General features: G+C 70.8%; 17 protein-coding genes. 13 read left to right on the forward strand and 4 right to left on the reverse strand.

Annotated elements, in window-relative coordinates; genetic code table 11:
• The 10 genes from G5C60_RS29690 to G5C60_RS29730 all read left to right on the forward strand — a co-directional run.
• A partial coding sequence (locus G5C60_RS29690) for an ROK family transcriptional regulator (protein WP_241267170.1) occupies positions 1–1,276 on the forward strand: 1,276 nt, incomplete at its 5' end.
• Positions 1,277–1,337: 61 nt separating this feature from the next.
• Positions 1,338–1,421 carry a putative leader peptide gene (locus G5C60_RS53770; RefSeq protein ID WP_338145970.1) on the forward strand — a complete coding sequence of 28 codons (84 nt, stop codon included), beginning with the start codon at positions 1,338–1,340 and terminating at the stop codon, positions 1,419–1,421.
• Between the two features lie 301 nt (positions 1,422–1,722).
• Positions 1,723–3,309, forward strand: a complete 1,587-nt coding sequence (locus G5C60_RS29695) for an ABC transporter substrate-binding protein (RefSeq protein ID WP_165264031.1) — start codon at positions 1,723–1,725, stop codon at positions 3,307–3,309.
• 2 nt (positions 3,310–3,311) lie between these two features.
• Positions 3,312–4,256 (forward strand): ABC transporter permease, encoded by a 945-nt coding sequence (locus tag G5C60_RS29700; RefSeq protein WP_165264033.1) that lies wholly within the window; start codon positions 3,312–3,314, stop codon positions 4,254–4,256.
• An 8-nt stretch (positions 4,257–4,264) separates the two neighbouring features.
• Positions 4,265–5,134, forward strand: coding sequence for an ABC transporter permease (locus G5C60_RS29705; protein ID WP_165264035.1), 870 nt, complete (start codon positions 4,265–4,267; stop codon positions 5,132–5,134).
• Complete coding sequence (locus G5C60_RS29710; RefSeq protein ID WP_165264037.1) at positions 5,131–7,140, forward strand: dipeptide ABC transporter ATP-binding protein; 2,010 nt, start codon at positions 5,131–5,133, stop codon at positions 7,138–7,140. Before G5C60_RS29705 ends, G5C60_RS29710 begins: the two co-directional genes overlap by 4 nt.
• A 55-nt stretch (positions 7,141–7,195) precedes the next feature.
• Positions 7,196–9,517: an arylsulfatase gene (locus G5C60_RS29715; RefSeq protein ID WP_165264039.1), complete on the forward strand. Its 2,322-nt coding sequence runs from the start codon at positions 7,196–7,198 to the stop codon at positions 9,515–9,517.
• A gap of 187 nt (positions 9,518–9,704) precedes the next feature.
• Positions 9,705–10,856 carry an ABC transporter ATP-binding protein gene (locus G5C60_RS29720; protein WP_165264041.1) on the forward strand — a complete coding sequence of 384 codons (1,152 nt, stop codon included), beginning with the start codon at positions 9,705–9,707 and terminating at the stop codon, positions 10,854–10,856.
• Positions 10,853–11,596, forward strand: a complete 744-nt coding sequence (locus G5C60_RS29725; protein ID WP_165264043.1) for an ABC transporter permease — start codon at positions 10,853–10,855, stop codon at positions 11,594–11,596. The genes G5C60_RS29720 and G5C60_RS29725 overlap by 4 nt, the downstream gene beginning before the upstream one ends.
• Positions 11,593–12,267, forward strand: coding sequence for an ABC transporter permease subunit (locus tag G5C60_RS29730; protein ID WP_165264044.1), 675 nt, complete (start codon positions 11,593–11,595; stop codon positions 12,265–12,267). The genes G5C60_RS29725 and G5C60_RS29730 overlap by 4 nt, the downstream gene beginning before the upstream one ends.
• Before the next feature lie 12 nt (positions 12,268–12,279).
• Here the strand turns inward: G5C60_RS29730 and G5C60_RS29735 are convergent, their stop codons facing one another.
• From G5C60_RS29735 to G5C60_RS29750, 4 genes are all read right to left on the reverse strand, one after another.
• The gene (locus G5C60_RS29735) at positions 12,280–12,894 is read right to left on the reverse strand and encodes a GTP-binding protein (RefSeq protein ID WP_165264046.1); all 615 of its coding nucleotides are present in this window, start codon (positions 12,892–12,894) and stop codon (positions 12,280–12,282) included.
• Positions 12,845–13,276 carry a DUF742 domain-containing protein gene (locus tag G5C60_RS29740; RefSeq protein WP_165264048.1) on the reverse strand — a complete coding sequence of 144 codons (432 nt, stop codon included), beginning with the start codon at positions 13,274–13,276 and terminating at the stop codon, positions 12,845–12,847. The genes G5C60_RS29735 and G5C60_RS29740 overlap by 50 nt, the downstream gene beginning before the upstream one ends.
• Before the next feature lie 65 nt (positions 13,277–13,341).
• Positions 13,342–13,818, reverse strand: a complete 477-nt coding sequence (locus G5C60_RS29745; RefSeq protein ID WP_165264049.1) for a roadblock/LC7 domain-containing protein — start codon at positions 13,816–13,818, stop codon at positions 13,342–13,344.
• 7 nt (positions 13,819–13,825) lie between these two features.
• Positions 13,826–16,657, reverse strand: a complete 2,832-nt coding sequence (locus G5C60_RS29750; protein ID WP_338145969.1) for a sensor histidine kinase — start codon at positions 16,655–16,657, stop codon at positions 13,826–13,828.
• A gap of 456 nt (positions 16,658–17,113) precedes the next feature.
• Between G5C60_RS29750 and G5C60_RS29755 the strand changes: the two genes are divergently transcribed.
• The 3 genes from G5C60_RS29755 (at position 17,114) to G5C60_RS29765 (ending at position 19,783) form a co-directional block, all read left to right on the forward strand.
• Entirely contained in the window at positions 17,114–18,076 is a 963-nt protein-coding gene (locus G5C60_RS29755) for an ABC transporter substrate-binding protein (protein ID WP_165264051.1), read from the forward strand.
• A gap of 154 nt (positions 18,077–18,230) precedes the next feature.
• Positions 18,231–19,487: a hypothetical protein gene (locus G5C60_RS29760; protein WP_241267171.1), complete on the forward strand. Its 1,257-nt coding sequence runs from the start codon at positions 18,231–18,233 to the stop codon at positions 19,485–19,487.
• Complete coding sequence (locus G5C60_RS29765) at positions 19,484–19,783, forward strand: hypothetical protein (RefSeq protein WP_165264053.1); 300 nt, start codon at positions 19,484–19,486, stop codon at positions 19,781–19,783. Before G5C60_RS29760 ends, G5C60_RS29765 begins: the two co-directional genes overlap by 4 nt.
• The last annotated feature ends 5 nt before the right edge of the window (positions 19,784–19,788 follow it).

Consider the following 19,788-nt stretch of genomic DNA (forward strand, 5'->3'; position numbering starts at 1 on the left):
TCCCCCCGCCACCCGCACGTCCTCCGGTGACGGCCGCCGCGAGGCCAACGCCGCCGCCGTACTGCGGGCCGTGCTCGACCACGGCCCGGTGGCCCGCAGCGGCATAGCCAGGCTGTCGGGGCTGAGCCCGGCGGCCGTCTCCCGGCAGTGCACCGACTTGGCACGCCTGGGCCTCGTACGGGAGATGCCGGAGCTCGTGGCGGCGGGCGGTGTGGGCAGGCCGCAGATCCCGGTGGATCTCCACACCGGTGACGCCGGTGACACCGGCGGACCGCTGGCCGTGGGCGTGCACATCGGAGTACCGCGGTCGACCTTCTGTCTGACGGATCTGCGCGGCACGGTCGTGGCCCGGCGGGATTTCCGGCACGACGGGATTCCCGCCGCCGCGCTCGCGGACGAGGTGGGCCGCGGGCTGGCCGCGTTCCTCGCCGAGCGCGCACCGGCACCGGCACCGGCACCGGAACCGACGGCGAGGACAGCGGCAGCACCCGGCAGCAGGCTGCTCGGCGTCGGCGCGGCCATCGGCGGCTGGGTGGACCCCGCGACCGCCACGGTCGTCCGGCATGACGCCCTCGGCTGGCACCAGCACCCGCTCGGGGCCGAGCTGCGGCGGCACACAGGACTGCCCGTGCGGGTCGACAACCACGCGCGCGCCGTCGCGCAGTCCGAGCTGCTCTTCGGCGGGCGGGCCGCCCGGCGTTCGCTGCTCCATCTGTTCGTGGGCAATGTGGTGGACGCGGCGCTGGCCATCGCCGGGGTGGTGCACCGCGGGCCCCGCTCTGGCGCGGGTGAGGTGGCGCATCTGCCGGTCCCGGAGAGCACGGTGGAGTGCCCGTGCGGGCGTACCGGCTGTCTGGAGGCGACCGTCTCCGACACGGTCCTCGCCCGGCGGGCGGCGGAACTCGGCATCGTCCCCGAGCCCAGCGCCCCGCTGCTCGTGGACGCGGCGGCGGCCGGGGACCGGCGTGCCGACGCGCTGCTGCGGGAGCGCGCCCGTGGCGTGGGCAGGGCGACGGGGCTGCTCCTCGACGTGCTCAACCCGGACCTGGTGGTGGTCACCGAGCAGTCGAGCCTGCTCAACCCCGAGTATCTGGAGGAGATCCGCGAGGCCGCGACCGCCCACTCGCACGTCTGCGACGATCCGGAACGGATCCTGATCCCACATGCTGGACCGGCGGTGCTTCTGGTGGCGGCTGCCACGGTGGTCCTGAACCCGCTGTTCAGGAGTCCGCTGCAAGCTTTCGGCAACACTGCCGCAATGCTCCCGTCAGGCTGACAAGTCGCCCTGCCGGAAGGGCTGTTGACCCTCGCGCACGACCGCTGTCATTCTGCTGGACGTGAATCCTGACCTGCGCCTCGTGTCCCGCTGGCACGTCGACCTCTGTCGGCAGTCCAGCGCGATCTGTGCCGTCCGCCGTTGATTCTCCGCTGACGTTCCGCGCACGTCCGGCCACCCGGACTCCGCTTCACGGGCCTTCTTCCGGCGCTTCTCTCCCGTACGCCTCTCCCCGAACTGCGGTCGGCTGTTGGCTGCGGGTGCGTTGTGGCTTGTCGCGCCCCGCGGCGGAGCCGCATATGTCACAGCCCCGCGCCCCTAAAGGGGCACGGGTCCCGCACGCGCCCTCCGGTACGCGCTCAAGTGACCGCGCGCCTCGCCGCCGATCCTCCGCACGGGTCATTACTTCCTGCCGCAGCGAAACGAAAACGAACAGGTCTTCCACCATGCACACACCTTCCCCCCTGCCCCCGGACTTCCCGTCCCGGCGTACGGCCCTGCGTGCCGCGGGCGCCGGTGCCCTGCTGCTCGGCGCGGGCGGTGCGCTGGCCGGCTGCCGCTCGGCCGTGTCCGAGGACGAGGGGTCGGGCGGGCCGAAGCGCGGCGGAACGCTGACCATCGGCATCAACCAGGACTTCACGCCCGCCCTGCTGTTCACGCAGAGCGGCGAGTCGCTGCAGCAGCGGCTGATCTACAACACCCTGATCCGCTACGACGAGGAGCTCGAGCCGCAGCCGGAGCTGGCCCGTTCCTGGGAGTACGCCGCCGACGGCCGGGCCATCACGCTCACGCTCCGGGACGACGTGACATACCACGACGGCCGGAAGTTCACCGCGGACGACGTCATCTTCGCCGTCGAGAACCTGCGGAAGCCGGAGCGCTCCGCCCAACTGGCGGCCACCGCAAAAGCGGTGACCGGCTTCGAGAAGCGCGGCGACCACGAGCTGGTGGTGAAGCTGGCGCACCCGGTGAGCAATCTCTTCGACCTCTTCGAGTTCATGATCATCGCGGACCGGCACACCGTCGAGGACGCCGTGAAGGGCAAGCGGCTCAACGGCACAGGACCGTTCCGGTTCGAGCGGTGGCGGCCGGGGACGGGGCTCAGCCTCACCCGCAACGAGAAGTACTGGATACCCGAGCGCCCGTATCTGGACGCCGTCGAACTCCGCGTCTACACCCAACCCGACGCCCTCCTGTCCGCGCTCCGCTCGGGTCAGGCGCAGCTCTCGTACCACGTCTCGGGCAAGCACCTGGCCACGATCAAGGGCAGTCCGGACTTCACGATCAGGCGGTACGACACCGGCAACCAGGCCGTGTACGTCGGGGCCACCGTCGACGAGGCGCCGGCCGACTCCAAGGCCTTCCGGCAGGCCGTCGCCTGGGCGGTGGACCGGGACCGGGTCGTCGAGCAGGCCCTCGGCGGCTACGGCTTCGCCTCCGCCGCGCCCTGGCCCAGGTCCTCGCCCGCCTACAGCGAGGCCAACCGCAGCCACTACACGCACAACCCGGGCAAGGCCCGTGAGCTGCTGAAGTCCTCCGGTGTGGCGCGGTCCGCCACTCTTCCTCTGGGGCACCCCACCACGCCGCTGCACGTCGCCATCGCCGAGATCGTGCAGTACGACCTGAAGCAGGTCGGCATCAAGACCGAGCTGGAGCCCTTCGACCCGGCCGCGTTCCAGCAGAAGCTGATCTCCGGCACCATGCCGGCGCTCTGGGTCAACGGCCACGCCTTCGCGCAGGTGACGCCCTCCACGCTGGCGGTGAGCGCGTACCCCTTCAACGAGGCCAAGAACACCTCGCACTTCCGCTCCGCGGAGTACACCGAGACGGTCCAGGACGCCTGGCAGCAGCAGGACGCCGACGGGGCCGCGGCGCACGCCCGCTACCAGAAGCTCTCCGATCTGCTGCTCGACGAGGCGTTCATCATCGACCTCGCCGTCCAGGACTCGGTGGAGGTCGCCGCCAGGAGGCTGCACGGACCGACGCTCAACAAGTTCTCGTATCTCAACCTCGACAACGCCTACCTGGTGTGACCATGCGCGGCTACCTCCTCAAGAAGATCCCCTCGGCGCTCCTGGTCCTGCTCCTCGCCTCCTTCCTGATCTTCGCCATCCTGCGGCTGGTCCCCGGCGACGCCGCCACCCTGCTCGCCGGGCCGGACGCGTCCCCCGAGTCCGTCGACGCCATCCGCCGCCAACTCGGGCTGGACAAGCCGCTGTTGACGCAGTACGCGACCTGGATCGGCGATCTCCTCCGCGGCGACCTCGGCCCGTCGTACGCCATCGGCGGCCAGGTATCCGACCTGATCGGCGACGGGCTCGGTGCCACCGCCGAACTCACCCTGGGCGCCCTCTTCTTCACCATCACCCTCGGCCTGCTGCTCGGCGTGCTCGGCGCCACGTCCCGGCGGCGCCCGGTCCGGGCGGCGGTACGGGCGCTCACCACCGGGGCGCTCGCGGTGCCGCCCTTCGTCACGGGCGTGCTGCTGGTGCTGGTCTTCGCGGTCGGACTCGGCGTGCTGCCGTCCGGCGGCCGGGTCGGACTGCTGGAAGCGCCCGATCTGGAGCTTCAGTACCTGCTGCTGCCCTCGCTCTGCCTCGCCCTGCCCAGCGCCGCCGTACTGGGCCGCTACCTCAAGGACAGCCTGGAGCGCACCTTCGCCGAGGACTACATCCGCACCGCGACCGCGGCCGGCGTCTCCCGGCGCAGGCTGCTGTGGCGGCACGCGTTCCCGGGCGCCCTGCCACCGGTCGTCACCCTGCTCGGCATGCAGACCGGCCAGCTTCTCGGCGGCGCCGTCCTGGTGGAGGCGATCTTCGCCTGGCCGGGTCTCGGCCAGCTCGCCGAACAAGGGCTGACCCGCCGCGACTACCCCCTCGTACAGGATCTGCTGCTCCTCCTCGTGGCGGTCTTCGTCGTGGTCCAGCTGCTGACCGATGTCGTCTACGCCCTGCTCGACCCGCGAATCCGGTGGGAGTGACCGCCACGATGACTCTCGTAGACGTACGGAAGCGGGGCCAGCGGGACAAGCGGGGCACCGTCGCCCGCCACCCCTACCTGACCGCCCTGAACAAGGCCCGCGGGCGCATCGGCCTCGCTCTCGTCGGTCTCGTCGTCCTCGCCGGGCTGCTCGCCCCCCTGCTCAGCTCGCACGACCCGACCGACCAGAGCGGCGGGGCCCTCCTCGGCCCCGGCAGCCCAGGGCATCCTCTTGGCACCGACGACCTGGGCCGCGATCTGCTGAGCCGGGTCCTGTACGGCATCCGTACGGACCTGGAGGTGATCGCGCTCGCGGTCCCGCTGGGCGCGCTGCTGGGGTGTGCGTTCGCGCTCCTAGCGGCGGTGCATCCGGTCCTGGACACGGTGGTGCAGCGGGTCTTCGACCTGGTGCTCGCCTTCCCCGGGCTGATCCTGGCCCTCGCCATCACGGCCGTACTCGGACCGGGCCGGCTGCCCGTGGTCGTCGTCATCGCGCTGGCCGAAATCCCGGTGTTCGGGCGGCAGTTGCGGGCCGGGATCCTCGTCCAGCGGGAACGGGAGTACGCGGTGGCCGCCCGGGTCGGCGGCACCGGCAGGACCCGGCTGCTGGTCCGGCACATCCTGCCCAACTGCGCCGATCCGCTGGTGGTGCAGCTCGCCGTCTCGCTCACCGTCGCCGTGTTCCTGGAGGGCGCCATGAGCTTCCTCGGCGTCGGCGTCCGCCCGCCCGAGCCCACGCTCGGCGGCATGCTCAGCCAGGCGCTGCCCTATCTCGCGCAGGCCCCGCACTTCGCCGCCGGGCCGCTGCTCGCCGTCACCTTGCTCGTCCTCGGTTTCTCGCTGTTGTCCGAGGCCCTGAACCGGGAGATACGCCGATGACATCCGCTCTGCTCGGAACTTCGCCGAACGCTTCACCGGACCCTCCGCCCGCCCCTTTGCTGGACGTGCGCGGCCTGAGCGTCGACTTCCGTACGCCGGAGGGAGCCGCCGTCCACGCCGTACGCGAGGTGGACTTCACCCTGCGGCGCGGCGAGACGCTCGCCGTGGTCGGCGAGTCCGGCTCCGGGAAGTCCACCACCGCGCTGGCGCTGATGCGGATGCTGCCGGGCTCGGGCAGGATCACCGCCGGTTCCGTGCGCCTCGGCGAGACCGAACTGACCGCCGCGAGCGAGGAGGAGCTGCGCACGGTGCGCGGCGCCCGGATCGGGATGATCTTCCAGGACCCGATGACCTCGCTCAACCCCGTTCTCTCGATCCGCACGCACCTGGACGAGGTGCTGCGCGCCCACGGCCGGGGCGACCGCGCGGCACGCCGGGAGCGTGCCGCGGAACTCCTCGACCTGGTCGGCATCCCGGACCCGCGACGCCGCCTTGACGACCACCCGCACCAGTTCTCCGGCGGCCAGCGCCAGCGCATCCTCATCGCGATGGCCCTCGCGAACGAGCCGGACGTCCTGCTGGCCGACGAACCGACCACCGCGCTCGACACCACCGTGCAGGAACAGATCCTCCAGCTGCTGGCCAAGCTCAACGAGGAGACCGGTACGGCGCTGGTCCTGATCACCCACAACATGGGCGTCGTCGCCCGCTCCTGCTCGCGCGTGCTCGTGATGTACGGCGGGACGGTCGTCGAGGACGGCCCCACGGCCGAGGTCCTCACCCGCCCCCGCCACCCCTACACAGCCGGCCTCCTCGCCGCCGTACCCCGACTCTCCTCGCCCTCCGGCACACGCCTCACCGGCATCCCCGGCTCCCCGCCCGACCTGTCACTGCCGCTTGCCGGCTGCGCGTTCGCGGCGCGCTGCGCGCTGGCCGACGAGCGCTGCGGGAGCGAGGCGCCGCCGTTGGAGCCGGCGTCGGCGGCGTCCGAGGACGCATCCTGGGGCGCCGAGGGGGAGGACGGAAGGCGCGTGGCGTGCTGGCACGCGGACGGGCCGGCCGCCATGATCGCCGCCCCGCCGCCCGTACGGGCCGAACCGTACGATCCGGCCGTGCTCGCACGCGCCGAGGCCGAACTGGAGGTCCGGCTGGAGGCCGAGGGCGAGCCCGGCGACCGTCTCCCCGCCGACGATGCCCCGCTGCTGGAGGCCTCCGCCCTGCGCAAGGAGTTCAGGGGGCGCGGCCGGGCAGGCCGCCGCCATCCCCTCCTCGCCGTCGACGAGGTCTCGCTTCGTCTGGAGGCGGGCGAAACCCTCGGTGTCGTCGGCGAGTCCGGCTCCGGCAAGTCGACGCTGGCCCGACTGCTCGCCCACGCCCACCCGGCCGACGGCGGCACGCTCCGGCTGCGCGGCGAGGACGTCACCCGCCCTTCCCGTACGGCCCTGCGCAGACTGCGCCGCCAGGTGCAGATGGTCTTCCAGGACCCGTACGCCTCCCTGAACCCCCGTATGACGGTGGGCGACATCGTCGGCGAACCCCTCCTCGTCCACGGGCTCCACCCGGACCGCGCGGCACGCGAGCGGCGCGTCGCCGAGCTCCTGGAACTCGTCGGTCTCGACCCGGCGTCCACCGGCCGCCACCCCCGTGACTTCTCCGGCGGCCAGCGCCAGCGCATCGGCATCGCGCGCGCCCTCGCCCCCGAACCCTCGGTCCTGATCTGCGACGAGCCCGTCTCGGCACTCGACGTCTCGGTCCAGGCCCAGATCGTCAACCTCCTGTCCGACCTCCAGCGGGACCTCGGCCTCGCACTGCTCTTCATCGCCCATGACCTGGCGGTCGTACGCCAGGTCAGCCACCGCATCGCGGTCATGCACCGTGGCCGGATCATCGAGACGGGTCCTGCGGACGAGCTGTGCGAGTCCCCTCAACACCCCTATACGCAGGCGTTGCTGGCCGCGGCTCCCGAACCCGTACCGGCGGCGGCGCTGGGAGCACCGGCCGCATGACCGGCCCTCCTGCCCGAAGAATCCTCCCTGCCCACTTGCCCAAGGAATCCTCCGCATGACGGACACCACCGGCCCCCTGCGCCGCGACCCGTACGAGAACTTCCCCGGCCGTATCGGCCGCACCTTCGCCGAGTCGCAGCCCGCCTGGCCGCGGAAGTCCGGCCCACCGGCCGACGCCCCGAACATCGTGGTCGTGTACCTGGACGACATGGGCTACAGCGACATCGGCCCGTTCGGCGCGGAGGTCCCGACCCCTGCCCTCGACGCCCTCGCCGGGCGGGGCGTACGCCTGACCAACTACCACACGCTGCCGCTCTGCTCCCCCTCGCGCGCCGCGCTGCTGACCGGCTGCAATCCGCACCGGGTCGGCTATGCGATGGTCGCCAACGCCGATCCGGGATTCCCCGGTTACGGGATGGAGATCGCGGACGACATCCCCACGCTGGCCGAGACACTGCGCGGCGCCGGGTACGCGACGTACGCGGTCGGCAAGTGGCATCTGGCGCGCGACGCGTCGTCCGGCGCCGCCGCCGACCGGGCCAACTGGCCGCTGCAGAAGGGCTTCGACCAGTACTACGGAGTCCTGGAGGGCCTGACCAACCTCTTCCACCCGCACCAACTGGTCCGGGACAACTCGCCGTTGGACATCGACGAGTTCCCGGAGGGCTACTACTACACCGACGACATCACCGACCAGGCCGTCTCCATGGTCAAGTCACTGCGCGCCCACGACCCGGACAAGCCCTTCTTCCTCTACCTGGCGCACAACGCCGTACACGCCCCACTGCAAGCGAAGCCGGAGGACATAGAGCGCCATCGGGGCCGCTACGACGGCGGCTGGGACGAACTGCGCCGTGCCCGCTTCGCCAAGCAGAAGGCCGACGGCCTCTTCCCCGAGGAGACCGAACTCCCCGCCCGCAACGCCGAAGACGGCCTGGACGTGACCGCATGGCACGACCTCACCGCGGACGAACAGCGGCTCTACGCCCGCTACATGGAGGTGTACGCGGCGATGGTCGACAACGTCGACCAGAACCTCGGCCGACTCGTGAACACCCTCGAGGCACTGGGCGAGCTGGACAACACCGTCATCGTCTTCACCTCCGACAACGGCGGCAGCGGCGAAGGCGGCGCCGAGGGCAGCCGCAGCTACTTCAGCCGGTTCGCCCACCACCCCCGCCTGCCCGAGGACTGGCCGACGGACGTGGCACGCGACCCGGACCTCATCGGCGGACCGCGCAGCCTGGTGCACTACCCGCGCGGCTGGGCGATGGCGTCCAACACGCCGTTCCGGCTGTACAAGCGCCACACGTACGCGGGCGGGGTGCGCGTACCGCTCGTGATCTCCTGGCCGCGGGGCCTGCACCGCTCCCCCGCGGACGACGGCATCCGCCATCAGTACCAGTACGTCACCGACATCGCGCCGACGCTGCTGGAACTGGCGGGAGTCGAGCGGTCGGGCGACGGCATCCAGGAACAGGACGGCTTCAGCTTCGCCCCCGTCCTCACCGACCCCGCGGCGGACAGCACCCACCCCGAGCAGTACTGCGAGATGACCGGCAACCGCAGCCACTACCGCGACGGCCACAAACTCGTCACCCTGCACCGGCCGGGGACACCGTACGACGACTCCGAATGGGCCCTGTACGACATCCGCACCGACCCGACGGAGATCCACGACCTGGCCGACCGGCACCCGGACCTGGTCAAGGAGCTGGCCGCCGCCTGGGAGAAGGCAGCCTGGCGCAACGGCGTCTTCCCCCTCCCCGACACCTCGGGCGCCCTCGCCCTGCGCGGCCCCGCCGAGGAGAAACTGGCCCGCCCGGTCACCCTGCTCCCCGGCACCCCAGAGCTGGAGCGCTACCGCTCCTCCCGGCTGATCGCCTTCCGCTCCTTCACGGTCGCGGTGGAACTGGAGTCGTACGAGGCGGGCGACAGCGGCGTTCTGGTATCGCACGGCGACCAGGGTGGCGGCTACAGCCTGTACGTGGAGGACGGCCGCCTGCGCTTCGCGTACAACGAGTACGGCGCCCTGCGCGAGACGGACGCGGGCCCGCTGCACCCCGGCACCCGCACCATCCTCCTCACCGCCACCGCCGAACCGGGCCTGCGCTGGCGCTTCGCCCTCACGGTGGACGACACAGGGCGCGCCACCCCTGACCCGGTCCACCAGCTGATCGGCATGGCCCCCTTCCAGGGCATCAGCGTGGGAGTAGACCGCAAATCACCGGTCTCCTGGCCGCTGTACGAACGCCACGGCATCTTCCGCTACACCGGCACCCTCCACTCGGTCACTTACCGCCCGGGCCCACCCGGCCCGGACTCACCGGAGACGGTGACCCGGGCACTGCGGGAGGCGGCAGCGGCTTTCGAGTAGCGCCCCGCGCCCCATAGGGGCGCGGGGAACTGCGCGACCAGCCACAACCGACCCGCACCTTCTCGTACTCCACTTCCCCGCACCGTTCCCACGCGCCCTTCCCGCGGAGCGCTTGGCTAGACTTCGCACCCTCGTACACCTGATCGCGCCACGTACGGGCAATGCCGTTCCCGAAGGGTCTCGACGCTTGATAGCCATCGAAGAGGTCAGCAAGCGATACGCCGACGGCACTGTGGCCGTCGATCGCCTCTCGCTGCAGATTCCGAACCACTCCATCACTGTGCTCGTCGGTCCCTCGGGGTGCGGCAAGACCACCACACTGCGCATGATCAACCGCATGATCGAGCCGAGCAGCGGCACGATCCGGGTCAACGGCGAGGACGTACAGAGCCAGCCGGTCAACGCCCTGCGCCGTTCCATGGGTTACGTCATCCAGAACGCCGGGCTCTTCCAGCACCGCACCATCATCGACAACATCGCCACGGTGCCGCGGCTGCTCGGCTGGTCCAAGCAGCGCGCCCGGGCCCGTGCGGCCGAACTCATGGAACGAGTCGGCCTCGACCGGGACATGGCACGCCGCTATCCGTACCAGCTCTCCGGCGGCCAGCAGCAGCGGGTCGGAGTCGCCCGCGCACTGGCCTCGGACCCGCCGATCCTGCTGATGGACGAGCCGTTCTCCGCGGTCGACCCGGTCGTCCGCCGCGGACTCCAGGAGGAGTTGCTGCGCATCCAGGGCGAACTCGGCAAGGCGATCGTGTTCGTCACCCACGACATGGACGAGGCCATCACGATCGGCGACCGCATCGCCGTGCTGCGCACCGGCGGCAAGCTCGCCCAGTTCGCCGCCCCCGACGAGCTGTTGTCGTCGCCCGCCGACGAGTTCGTGGAGGAGTTCCTGGGCGGCGACCGGGGCATCCGCGGTCTGTCGTTCCTGTCCACGAGCGACCTCGAACTCGACCGCTCCCGGATCCACCCGGTGGGCACCGACCGGCAGCAGGCCGCCGAGGTCACCGACTCCCGGCCGCCGGTCCTGGTCACCGACGCCGCCGGCAAGCCGCTGGGCTGGGCCGACCCCACGGAGTGGAACGGTGACGTCGGGACTCTGACGCCGTACGGGCAGAGCTTCCAGGTGGGCCGGGACTCACTGCGGGTCGCCCTGGACCGGGCGGTGCTGTCGCCCACCGGTCACGCGGTCGCCGTCGACGGGGCGGGACGGGTCCTGGGCATCGCCGGTCAGGAGACGATCGCCGCCGCGATCCGCGCCGCCCGGCAGCAAAGGGCCACGAACTCGCCACAGGACCCGTCCGGTGAGCCGCCCCAGGTGAAGGCCGCCCGATGAACGGCTTCTTCGACATCCCGAGCGACCTCCAGAGCAGCTATCTCGGCCTGATCTCCACGCACCTTCAAGAGGCCCTGATCCCGGTGCTCGTCGGCTTCCTGCTGTCGCTGCCGATCGGCCTGCTGTGCGTCCGCGTCCGCTGGATCTACCCGCCGGTGCTGTGGATCACCACGGTGATCTACGCGATCCCCTCGCTGGCCTTCTTCGTGGTGCTCATCGACTACACGGGGCTGAGCAAGCTCACGGTGATGATCCCGCTGTGCCTGTACAGCCTGGTCGTCCTCGTCCCGTCGGTCGTCGACGGCATCCGGTCGGTTCCGGAGGAGACGAACGCCGCCGCCTCGGCGATGGGCATCGGTCTCGTACGCCGCTATCTCCAGGTCCAGCTGCCCATCGCCGTACCCGCGATCATCGCCGGACTGCGGGTGGCCGCGGCCTCCAGCATCAGCCTGGTCAGCGTCGGCGCGCTGATCGGCAACCAGGGCGCGCTGGGCAATCTGCTGACCACCGCGCTGCTCTACCAGCGCCCCGTCCTGGCCCTGAACTCGGTGCTCACCACCGCCGTACTCGCCGTGGTCGTCGACGCCCTGCTCGTACTGGCGCGCCGACTGCTCACCCCCTGGCAGCCGCCGTCCGACAGCAAGGCCAGGCGCACGGCCCTGCGGACCGCCGCGGGACCCGCGGTGCCGGACACGTCCACTACGGCGGGCGCCGCCCGCGCACCGGAGCGCGTCTCGTGAACGTACTGAACTTCATCGAAGCCTTCTTCAGCGACAGCGCCCACTGGAGCGGCTACGACGGCATTCCGCAGCGCGTGTGGGAGCACCTCCAGTACTCCGCCGCGGCGCTCGCGATCGCCGCGGCCATCGGCCTGCCGATCGGTCTGATCACCGGGCACACCGGCCGTGGTGGCAACGCGATGGCCTTCGTGGCGGCGGCGGCCCGTGCCCTGCCGACGTTCGGGCTGCTGGTGCTGATGTTCGTCTGGCTCGGACTGAGCGTGCTGCCCGTGATGATCCCGCTCGTGGTGCTGGCGATCCCGCCGATCCTCATCACCACCTACGAGGCGGTACGCACCGTGGACCCCTCCCCCGTCGACGCCGCCCGCGGAATGGGCATGTCGCAGGCGGGGATCCTGTTCCAGGTCGAGGTGCCGGCCGCGCTGCCGCTGATCCTCAGCGGACTGCGCTCGGCGGCGATCCAGATCGTGTCCACGGCGACGATCGCGGCGTACGTGAGTCTGGGCGGCGTCGGCCGCTACATCGTGGACGGCCTGTACCAGCGGGACTACGAGAAGGTGGTCGGCGGTGCCACCCTCACCGCCGCACTCGCGCTGCTCGTCCTCGTGCTGTTCTGGGCCGCGGGCCGGGTGTGGGTGTCCCCGGGCGTCCGCAGGCGCGGGACGGCGTGACGGCCGGCCGGCTCACCGCCGCTCGGCGGCCGCCAGGGCGTGTTCCAGTACGACGAGCAACGCGTCCCGTACCGAGCCGCGTTCGCGGGCGTCGAACACGGTGAGCGGGACGTGGTCGGCGACGTCGAGGGCCCACCGTACGTCGTCCAGGTCGTGCTCGACCTTGCCGTCGAAGGCGTTGACGGCCACCGCGAAGGGGATCTGCCGGTGCTCGAAGTAGTCGACGGCCGCGTAGCAGTCGTCCAGGCGGCGGGTGTCGACGATGACGAGCCCGCCCAGCGCCCCCTCGACCAGGTCGTCCCACATGAACCCGAACCGCTCCTGCCCTGGGGTGCCGAACAGATAGAGCTTCAGGGTCGGGTCGAGCGTGACACAGCCGAAGTCCATGGCGACGGTGGTCGTCATCTTCTCCGGGGTGTGGGAGAGGTCGTCGACGCCCGCGGCGACCGAGGTGATGGACGCCTCGGTGGTCAGCGGCTCTATTTCGGAGATGGCGCCCACCGTCGTGGTCTTGCCCACGCCGAAGCCGCCCGCGATCACCATCTTCACCGGCAGCGGCGGCTGGGACCCCACGGCGTCATCCCTCACGGATCGCGCCCCGGGAGTCGGGGATACCTCGAAGACCATCGATAACCCTTCGCAGAACAGTGGCGTCACGGTGGGAATTGGCCTGCGGTATGTACAGGGCCAGTTGACCGTCGGCGCGCAGATCGTCGGCGAGCACCCGGATGACATTCAGATGCATCCGCAGTTTCGCCGCGATCTCCGCCAGCGACTGAGGCCGGCGGCAGATCATGATGATGTCGCGGTGCTGGTCGAAGGCGAAGGCGTCCAGCGTGGCGAGACCCACGTCGGTCGCGATCACCTGCGTCTCGATCGGAATCGGCGGTACGAGACTGTCGCCGCCGGCGATCCGTCCCGCGGTCAGCAGGAACGGGCGGACGACCGGCGCGGGGGGTTCCGCCCCCCACGTGGCGTCTTCGGCGGCCGGTGGCTCACCTGCCGTCATCACGTCTCACCCCTTCACCTCACGGGTCGTCATGGCCGGGCGACGACCCCGCCGGCCGGCAGCCGTCAGCCGGCCGGTGCGATCCCCACGGTGTTCTTCAGCTCCATGACCAGCTGCGGACTCAGCGCGGCACCGGCGCGATTGGCGAAGAGGGTCATCTCGTACGCGATGTTGCCGAGCTTCGCCTCCTTCGACGCGACCACGCCGAGGACCGCTCCCGCGCCGAGCGCCGACACCAGGACGTGTCCGTCCTCGAGGTCGATGATGACCTTGTTCAGGCCACCGAGCCCGTAGTTGCCCGACGCTCCCATGGCGAGGCTGGTGATACCGGAGACGATCGCCGCGAGCCGCTCCGAGTCCGCGTGTCCTCGCAGTTGGGACACCGCGATCAGCAGACCGTCGGAGGAGACCCCGATCACGTCTACGACCCCGGCGGTCTCGGTGGCGAAACGGTTGAGCAGCCAGTTGAAGTCGGCAGCGGCGGCCTTCATGTCCGTCACCGGCTCCACGGCCCCGGATTCCGGTCCGCCTGTCCACATCATCACTTGCTCATGCCTTCCGGGAATGGGGATCTGTTGTTCTCTGTGCTGTGTTCGGCCCGTCCGCCGGGCCCTGGTCCGCGCTCTCGCGCTGGGCCCGCTCGACGGCGGCCTCGAACTCGTCGATCTCGGATCGCGCCGCCTCCGCGTCGCTGGGCTGCCAGACCCGCGGCCGCGGGTTCACGGGAGCCCGCTTGGGCAGGCGGCTCGACGCGGTGGTGGCCTGCAGGGTCGCACCGCGCACCCGGCGCCGCAGCGGTCCGGGAGCACCGGGCCTCGCCGGCGCCGTACCGGACCCGGAGCCGCTGTCGGCTCCGGAGCCACGCCCGGCCCCCTCGCGGCCGACCGGCTCACGCCCGGCCCCGTCGCGCCCGCCGACTCCCGTGCCGGGCATGGGCGCTCCCGAGGTGCCACGCCAGGCCGTCTCACGACCGGCCATCTCGCGACCGGTCCCGTCGCGCCCGGCCGTCTCACGACCGGCCGCCTCGCGGCCGACCCCGTCGCGCCCGGCCCCCTCGCGCCCGCCGACTCCCGTGCCGGGCATGGGCGTTCCCGAGATGCCGCGCCCGGCCGTCTCACGACCGGCCATCTCGCGGCCGACCCCGTCGCGCCCGGCCGTCTCACGACCGGCCGTCTCGCGCCCGCCAACTCCCATGCCGGACATGGGTGTTCCCGAAGGGGCGCCCCGCCTGGGCAGCGGGGTGCCGGGTCCGTACGGGGTGTGACCCATGGCCTGCTCGCGCCCGCTGTCTCCGGCGGGTTCCGGCCTGCGCGCATGGCTGGGGGACGGGGCCGACGAAGACGGGGACGGCGAGGGCGAGGTCTGCTCTGACCGGGCGCGCGCGGGAATCCTGCGGGGCAGCGCCGAGCGGCCGGGCGCCGGCTCCACCATCGCGGGGCGCGGCTCGGCCGGACCGGAGTGGCGGGCGGGCGGCAGGATCTGCGCGGGCCGCGCCGCGGCACCCGTCGGGTCGGCCAGCAGCAGATGGGCCGACGGGACCACGACGGTGGCCGTGACGCCACCGCCCGGGGTGCGGGACAGGACGACTTCGATGCCCCAGCGCCGGGAAAGGCCGCCGACCACGAAGAGGCCGAGGACCTCGGTCGGTGCCAGGTCGAGCCGTTCACGGCGGATCAGGCGCGCGTTCTCCTCGGCCAGCCGCTCGGCGTTCATCCCGAGCCCGTGGTCGATGATCTCGACCAGGGCGCCGCCGTCGGAGCCGTGCCGGGGACGCAGGACCACCTCGACACTCGTATGGGCCGGAGAGAACGTCACCGCGTTCTCCAGCAGTTCGGCGAGCATCAGCGTCAGATCGCCGACGATGTCGGGGGCGACGGTGACATCGCCCTCGGCGTGCGGGGTGACGCGCTGGTAGCCCTCGATCTGGCCGAGCGCGGCGCGGACGACGTTGCTCAGCCGCATCGGCCCGGTGTTCAGGCCCGTCTCCCGGATTCCGGCGAGCAGCATCAGGCTGTCGGCGTTGCGCTGGAGGCGTACGGCGATGTGGTCGATGCGGTAGAGCCGGTCCAGTACCTGCGGGTCGGTCTCGCCGCGCTCCACCGAGTCGATCAGGGCGAGTTGACGTGCTGTCAGGTTGCTGACGCGGCGGCCGACGTTGCCGAACATCTCGGCGATGTTGCGGCGGCTGATGACCTGGCGTTCCAGCAGGGCGGTCGCGGTGACCTGAACCTGGTTGAAGGATTCGGCGAGCTCACCGAGCTCGTCGCGCACGGGCACGGGTACGGCTTCCAGACGCGGCGGGCTCGCGTCGTCGGCGTCGTCGTCCGCGACCCGGGCCAGTTCCGTCTCGGCCGCGGCGGCCACGTGCTGGGCCGCGCCGGTGAGGGTCCGCACGGTCCGTACCACGGAGCGGCGGACGAGTACGGAGAACAGCAGCCAGGCCCCGAAGGCGAGCAGCGTGCCGCCGATCAGCCAGGCCACCTGCCACCAGGCCCTGCTCGACGCGGACTCGGTGTCGGCGGCGATCTGGTCGATGAGCGACTGGGTGATCTTCAGCCGGTTCTGGGCCTGCCGCTCGTACGTGGGCTCGGCCTGCAGCGCGTCGCCGAGGGCGGCGCGCAGCTGTGTGTCGTTCTCGGCGACCAGAGCGCCGGGGTCGACCTGGAGCGCGACGTAGTGCTGGGCGATGACGCTCTGGTACGGGCTCTGTTCTATCCCCTCGAGTTCGGCGCCCTGTTCCTGGCCGGCGAACCGCTTGAACCGCTCCGACTGGTGGGTGTACTGCTCGAAGTCGCCGACGGCGGCGGTGAACTCGATGAGCGCGTTCGGGTCCCGGGTCCTGGCGGCGAAGACGCTGGTCTCGAAGGACGCGTGGGCGGTGTCGGCCCGCAGCAGCGCGTCGAGCAGATTGCCCGCGGACGACGAGGACTCGGTGCCCGACTCGCCGAACCCGAGGCCGCCGATCAGGCCCTCGATCACCGATCCGTACGCGGGGTCGATGTTGTCGGCGGGGATGGGCCCCTGCTCGACGGTCTGGCGGAGGCTGTCCAGGCCCTCCAGTTCCTTCAGCGCCGCGGCCTCGGCCTCCGGCAGCCGGTCCCCGTAGGTGTCACGGACCGTCTCTATCTGGGTGTTCACCCGCTGCTGCGCCTGGACGTACGAGGAGGTGTCGGGCGGGCTGTCGCCGGGGCGGGCCGCCTCATGGCGCAGGGAGACCAGGAGCGCCTGCCGGTGCTCGGTCTGCACACCGTCGATCAGCTTGGTCACCTGCGCGCTGTCGCGCACGAGTTGGGCGGTGGTGGCGGCGGATCTGGCCTCGCCGACTTGGGCGTATATGACGTAGGCAAGTATCGCCGAGACGACCAGAAGCGGAACGGTCACCAGGACGTTGAGTTTCCGGCGGAAAGGCCAACGGTCGAGGAGGGATGGCGTCCGGCCTGTGCGGGGAGCCACGGGTGACTGTTCCCGGGCAACCTTTCTGTGCGCGGGCACCGAACCTCCTTGACTTCTTTCATCCCATGAGAAGCCCGCTGCCCGGATCGCATGGATTGCAGGGTCGCGACAGCGCGCTCAGGCCGACAAGTGGAACCAAGTGGAACAGGACCCCCGACGCGGCCAACACTAGCGGCTGGCGCAAGACTACGGCCATGATCAATCAAAAACAGACACTGAGATACGCCGGATTCGCCCGCATATAAGCCCCGTTGCGCCCACGGGATGAAGCCGCACCGTGCCCATCGGTGATCTATTCGTGTCTTGACGGTCCGCAACCAGGCTCGCTTGGATCGTCGCGACGCCGCAACTACGGTCGCCACCGCCCACACACGCCAAGTCTGGATGACCACCGTGACCATCGCACGAAGCCCCCGAACATCCGCAACGTACGCTGTTTCCCTGCTGGTTGTGGCCGCGGCCGCCCTGACGGGCTGCGGTTCCTCCGACGACTCCTCCGGCAGCGACGACCCCTTGAAGGGAGACGCGGCCAAGGGCGGGACCGTCGTGGTCGGTTCCAACAACTTCCCCGAGAGCATCCTGCTCGCCGACATCTACGGTGAAGCTCTCAAGTCCAAGGGCATCAAGGTCAGTTACAAGCTGAACATCGGCAGCCGCGAGACCACGTACGGACTGATCAAGAACGGTACGATCACGGTTCTGCCCGAGTACAACGGTGCTCTGCTGGCCTACCTGAACAAGGACGCGCAGGCGAAGACGACCGCGGAGACCAACAAGGCCGTCACCACCGCACTCGATTCGAAACTGACGCTGCTGGAGTCCTCCGAGGCCCAGGACAAGGACGCGGTCGCGGTCAACGAGGCCACGGCCAAGAAGTACAAGCTCACGGAGAAGTCGACGCTCACCGACCTGGCCGACGTGGCGCCGGAGCTGGTCATCGGCGGTTCGCCCGAGTTCCAGACCAGGCACCACGGACTGCCGGGCCTCGAGGAGGACTACGGCCTCAAGTTCAAGTCCTTCAAGGCGCTGGACGCCGGCGGTCCGCTGACGGTGGCAGCCCTCAAGGGCAACAACATTCAGGCCGGGAACATCTTCACGACCGACCCCGGTATCGAAAAGAACAAGTTCCTCATCCTCCAGGACCCCAAGAATCTCTTCGGCTTCGAGAACGTAACTCCGTTGGCATACAAGAGCGGTCTCCCGGCGGAGGGAGTTTCCGCGCTCAACGCCGTATCGGCGAAGCTCGACACGGAAACGCTGACCTCCCTCAACAGCGAAGTCCAGAACGAGAACAAGGACCCCCTGGACGTGGCCAAGACCTGGCTGTCCTCCAACGGCCTGACCTGACGGTCACACGGCCGGGGCGGCACATCCGTCCCGGCCTGACACCCCGACGCCCCTGCGGCGGTTGCAAGGTTTCCGCAAGCGCTCAGCAAGCGTTCTGTCAATGTCTGAGGGCATCCCCCGGTCCAGGCCAATCACATCGCCAACGGGGGAACCAATGACAGGTGACAGCAACCCGGGGCCCGCACGCCCCGAGGCCCAAGGTGCCGCGAAGAGCGGCCAGTGGCTCACACTGCCCGGCTGCAAGCGGGTCCTGGTCGTCGTACACACCGAGGTGTACGGACAGCGGCTGCGGGACCTGCTGCCGCTGCTGGAGTCCGATCTCCGGATCCAGGTCGACTTCACCATCGCGCCGCACGCGTTCAACGCCGGTGCCGCCCGCTCGCTGCATGCGCTGGGCAGTTCGGTGCTGCCCTGGCCACAGGCACTGGACACGGAGTTCGATCTCGTGCTGGCCGCCGGCTCGCAGGGCGTGGAACAGCTGCACGGACCACTGATCCGGCTGCCGCACGGCGCCGGGCACATGAAGCTGTCGCGGCTCACGGACGACCGGAACCCGGGAACGCCTCGGACCGTCGGCGGGCTCGGGCGACAGTACTTGATGCGGGACGGGCAGGTCGTACCGAAAGCGGTGGCGCTGGCGCACCGGGACGATCTGGTCACCCTGGAGCGGTGGTGTCCGGAGGCGGTGCCCGTCGCCGAGGTGGTCGGGGACGCGAGCCACGACCGGATCGTGGCGAGCATGCCCCTGCGGCGCCGGTATCGCGCGGCGCTGGGGCTGCGTCGCGGCCAGAAGCTGCTCCTGGCCACCTCCACCTGGGGGCCAGGCTCGTCCTTCAACAGGCTGGACGCACTTCTGCCGCGCCTGCTGACGGAGCTGCCGACGGACGAGTACGCGGTGGGAGTGCTGGTGCACCCCAACGTCTGGTCCGGGCACGGTGACTGGCAGGTTCGCTCCTGGCTGTCGGTGGCGAGGCGGCACGGGATCACCGTCGTACCGCCGGAGGCGGACTGGCGTGCCCTGCTGGTGGCCGCCGACTGGGTGATCGGCGACCACGGTTCCGTCACGCTGTACGCGACGCTGACCCGCGCGGCCATTCTGCTGGCGCGGTTTCCGGCGCAGGACGTGGACCCCGCGTCACCCGGTGCGCAGCTGGCCCGGGTGGCTCCGGCGATCTCCCCCGCTCACCCACTGCCGGAGCAACTCGCGTACGCACGCGCCAAATACCCCGCCGAGGAGTACGCGGCGATCGCGAGCCGGATCTCCTCGGAGCCTGGCCGGTTCGGGCAGAACGCCCGGTGCCTGATGTACCGGATCCTCGGTCTCGGCGAACCCGCGCACGAGCCGTCGCTTCCCAAGCTGCCGCTTCCCTCACGGTGGCACGAGGTCGGCGCAAGCGAGGTACCGGCGTGAGTGACGTCGTGATCGTCTGCCTGGACGGCGCCGTAAGCGAGACCTGGCGGCAGTGTGCCGACGTGCTGTACGGCAGCCGTACTCGTCCCTCCGGCGACGCGAGGGTGCTGGCCGAGCGGACACTGCGACGCTATCCGGGCTGTGCGCTGGTCGTGGTGCCCGGCCCGGACGGCGCTTGCACGGCTCTCACTCGCGCCAGGGTCACTCTCCAACTGCCCGATGAATCAGGAGAGTTGACCGCCCTGGAAGTGGCCCGCGTGTTGCACGCGAGCATGATGCGGGAAAGCGCGCCATGACGTTC

This window comes from Streptomyces scabichelini, assembly GCF_011045015.1.
Taxonomy (GTDB): Bacteria; Actinomycetota; Actinomycetes; order Streptomycetales; family Streptomycetaceae; genus Streptomyces; species Streptomyces scabichelini.

Excerpts from the sequence above, each read along its gene's own strand:
- G5C60_RS29695 (WP_165264031.1), top strand. The coding sequence starts at position 1,723 with ATGCACACACCTTCCCCCCTGCCCCCGGACTTCCCGTCCCGGCGTACG.
- G5C60_RS29700 (WP_165264033.1), top strand. The coding sequence starts at position 3,312 with ATGCGCGGCTACCTCCTCAAGAAGATCCCCTCGGCGCTCCTGGTCCTG.
- G5C60_RS29705 (WP_165264035.1), top strand. The coding sequence starts at position 4,265 with ATGACTCTCGTAGACGTACGGAAGCGGGGCCAGCGGGACAAGCGGGGC.
- G5C60_RS29710 (WP_165264037.1), top strand. The coding sequence starts at position 5,131 with ATGACATCCGCTCTGCTCGGAACTTCGCCGAACGCTTCACCGGACCCT.
- G5C60_RS29715 (WP_165264039.1), top strand. The coding sequence starts at position 7,196 with ATGACGGACACCACCGGCCCCCTGCGCCGCGACCCGTACGAGAACTTC.
- G5C60_RS29725 (WP_165264043.1), top strand. The coding sequence starts at position 10,853 with ATGAACGGCTTCTTCGACATCCCGAGCGACCTCCAGAGCAGCTATCTC.
- G5C60_RS29735 (WP_165264046.1), bottom strand. The coding sequence starts at position 12,894 with ATGGTCTTCGAGGTATCCCCGACTCCCGGGGCGCGATCCGTGAGGGAT.
- G5C60_RS29740 (WP_165264048.1), bottom strand. The coding sequence starts at position 13,276 with ATGACGGCAGGTGAGCCACCGGCCGCCGAAGACGCCACGTGGGGGGCG.
- G5C60_RS29745 (WP_165264049.1), bottom strand. The coding sequence starts at position 13,818 with ATGATGTGGACAGGCGGACCGGAATCCGGGGCCGTGGAGCCGGTGACG.
- G5C60_RS29755 (WP_165264051.1), top strand. The coding sequence starts at position 17,114 with ATGACCACCGTGACCATCGCACGAAGCCCCCGAACATCCGCAACGTAC.
- G5C60_RS29760 (WP_241267171.1), top strand. The coding sequence starts at position 18,231 with ATGACAGGTGACAGCAACCCGGGGCCCGCACGCCCCGAGGCCCAAGGT.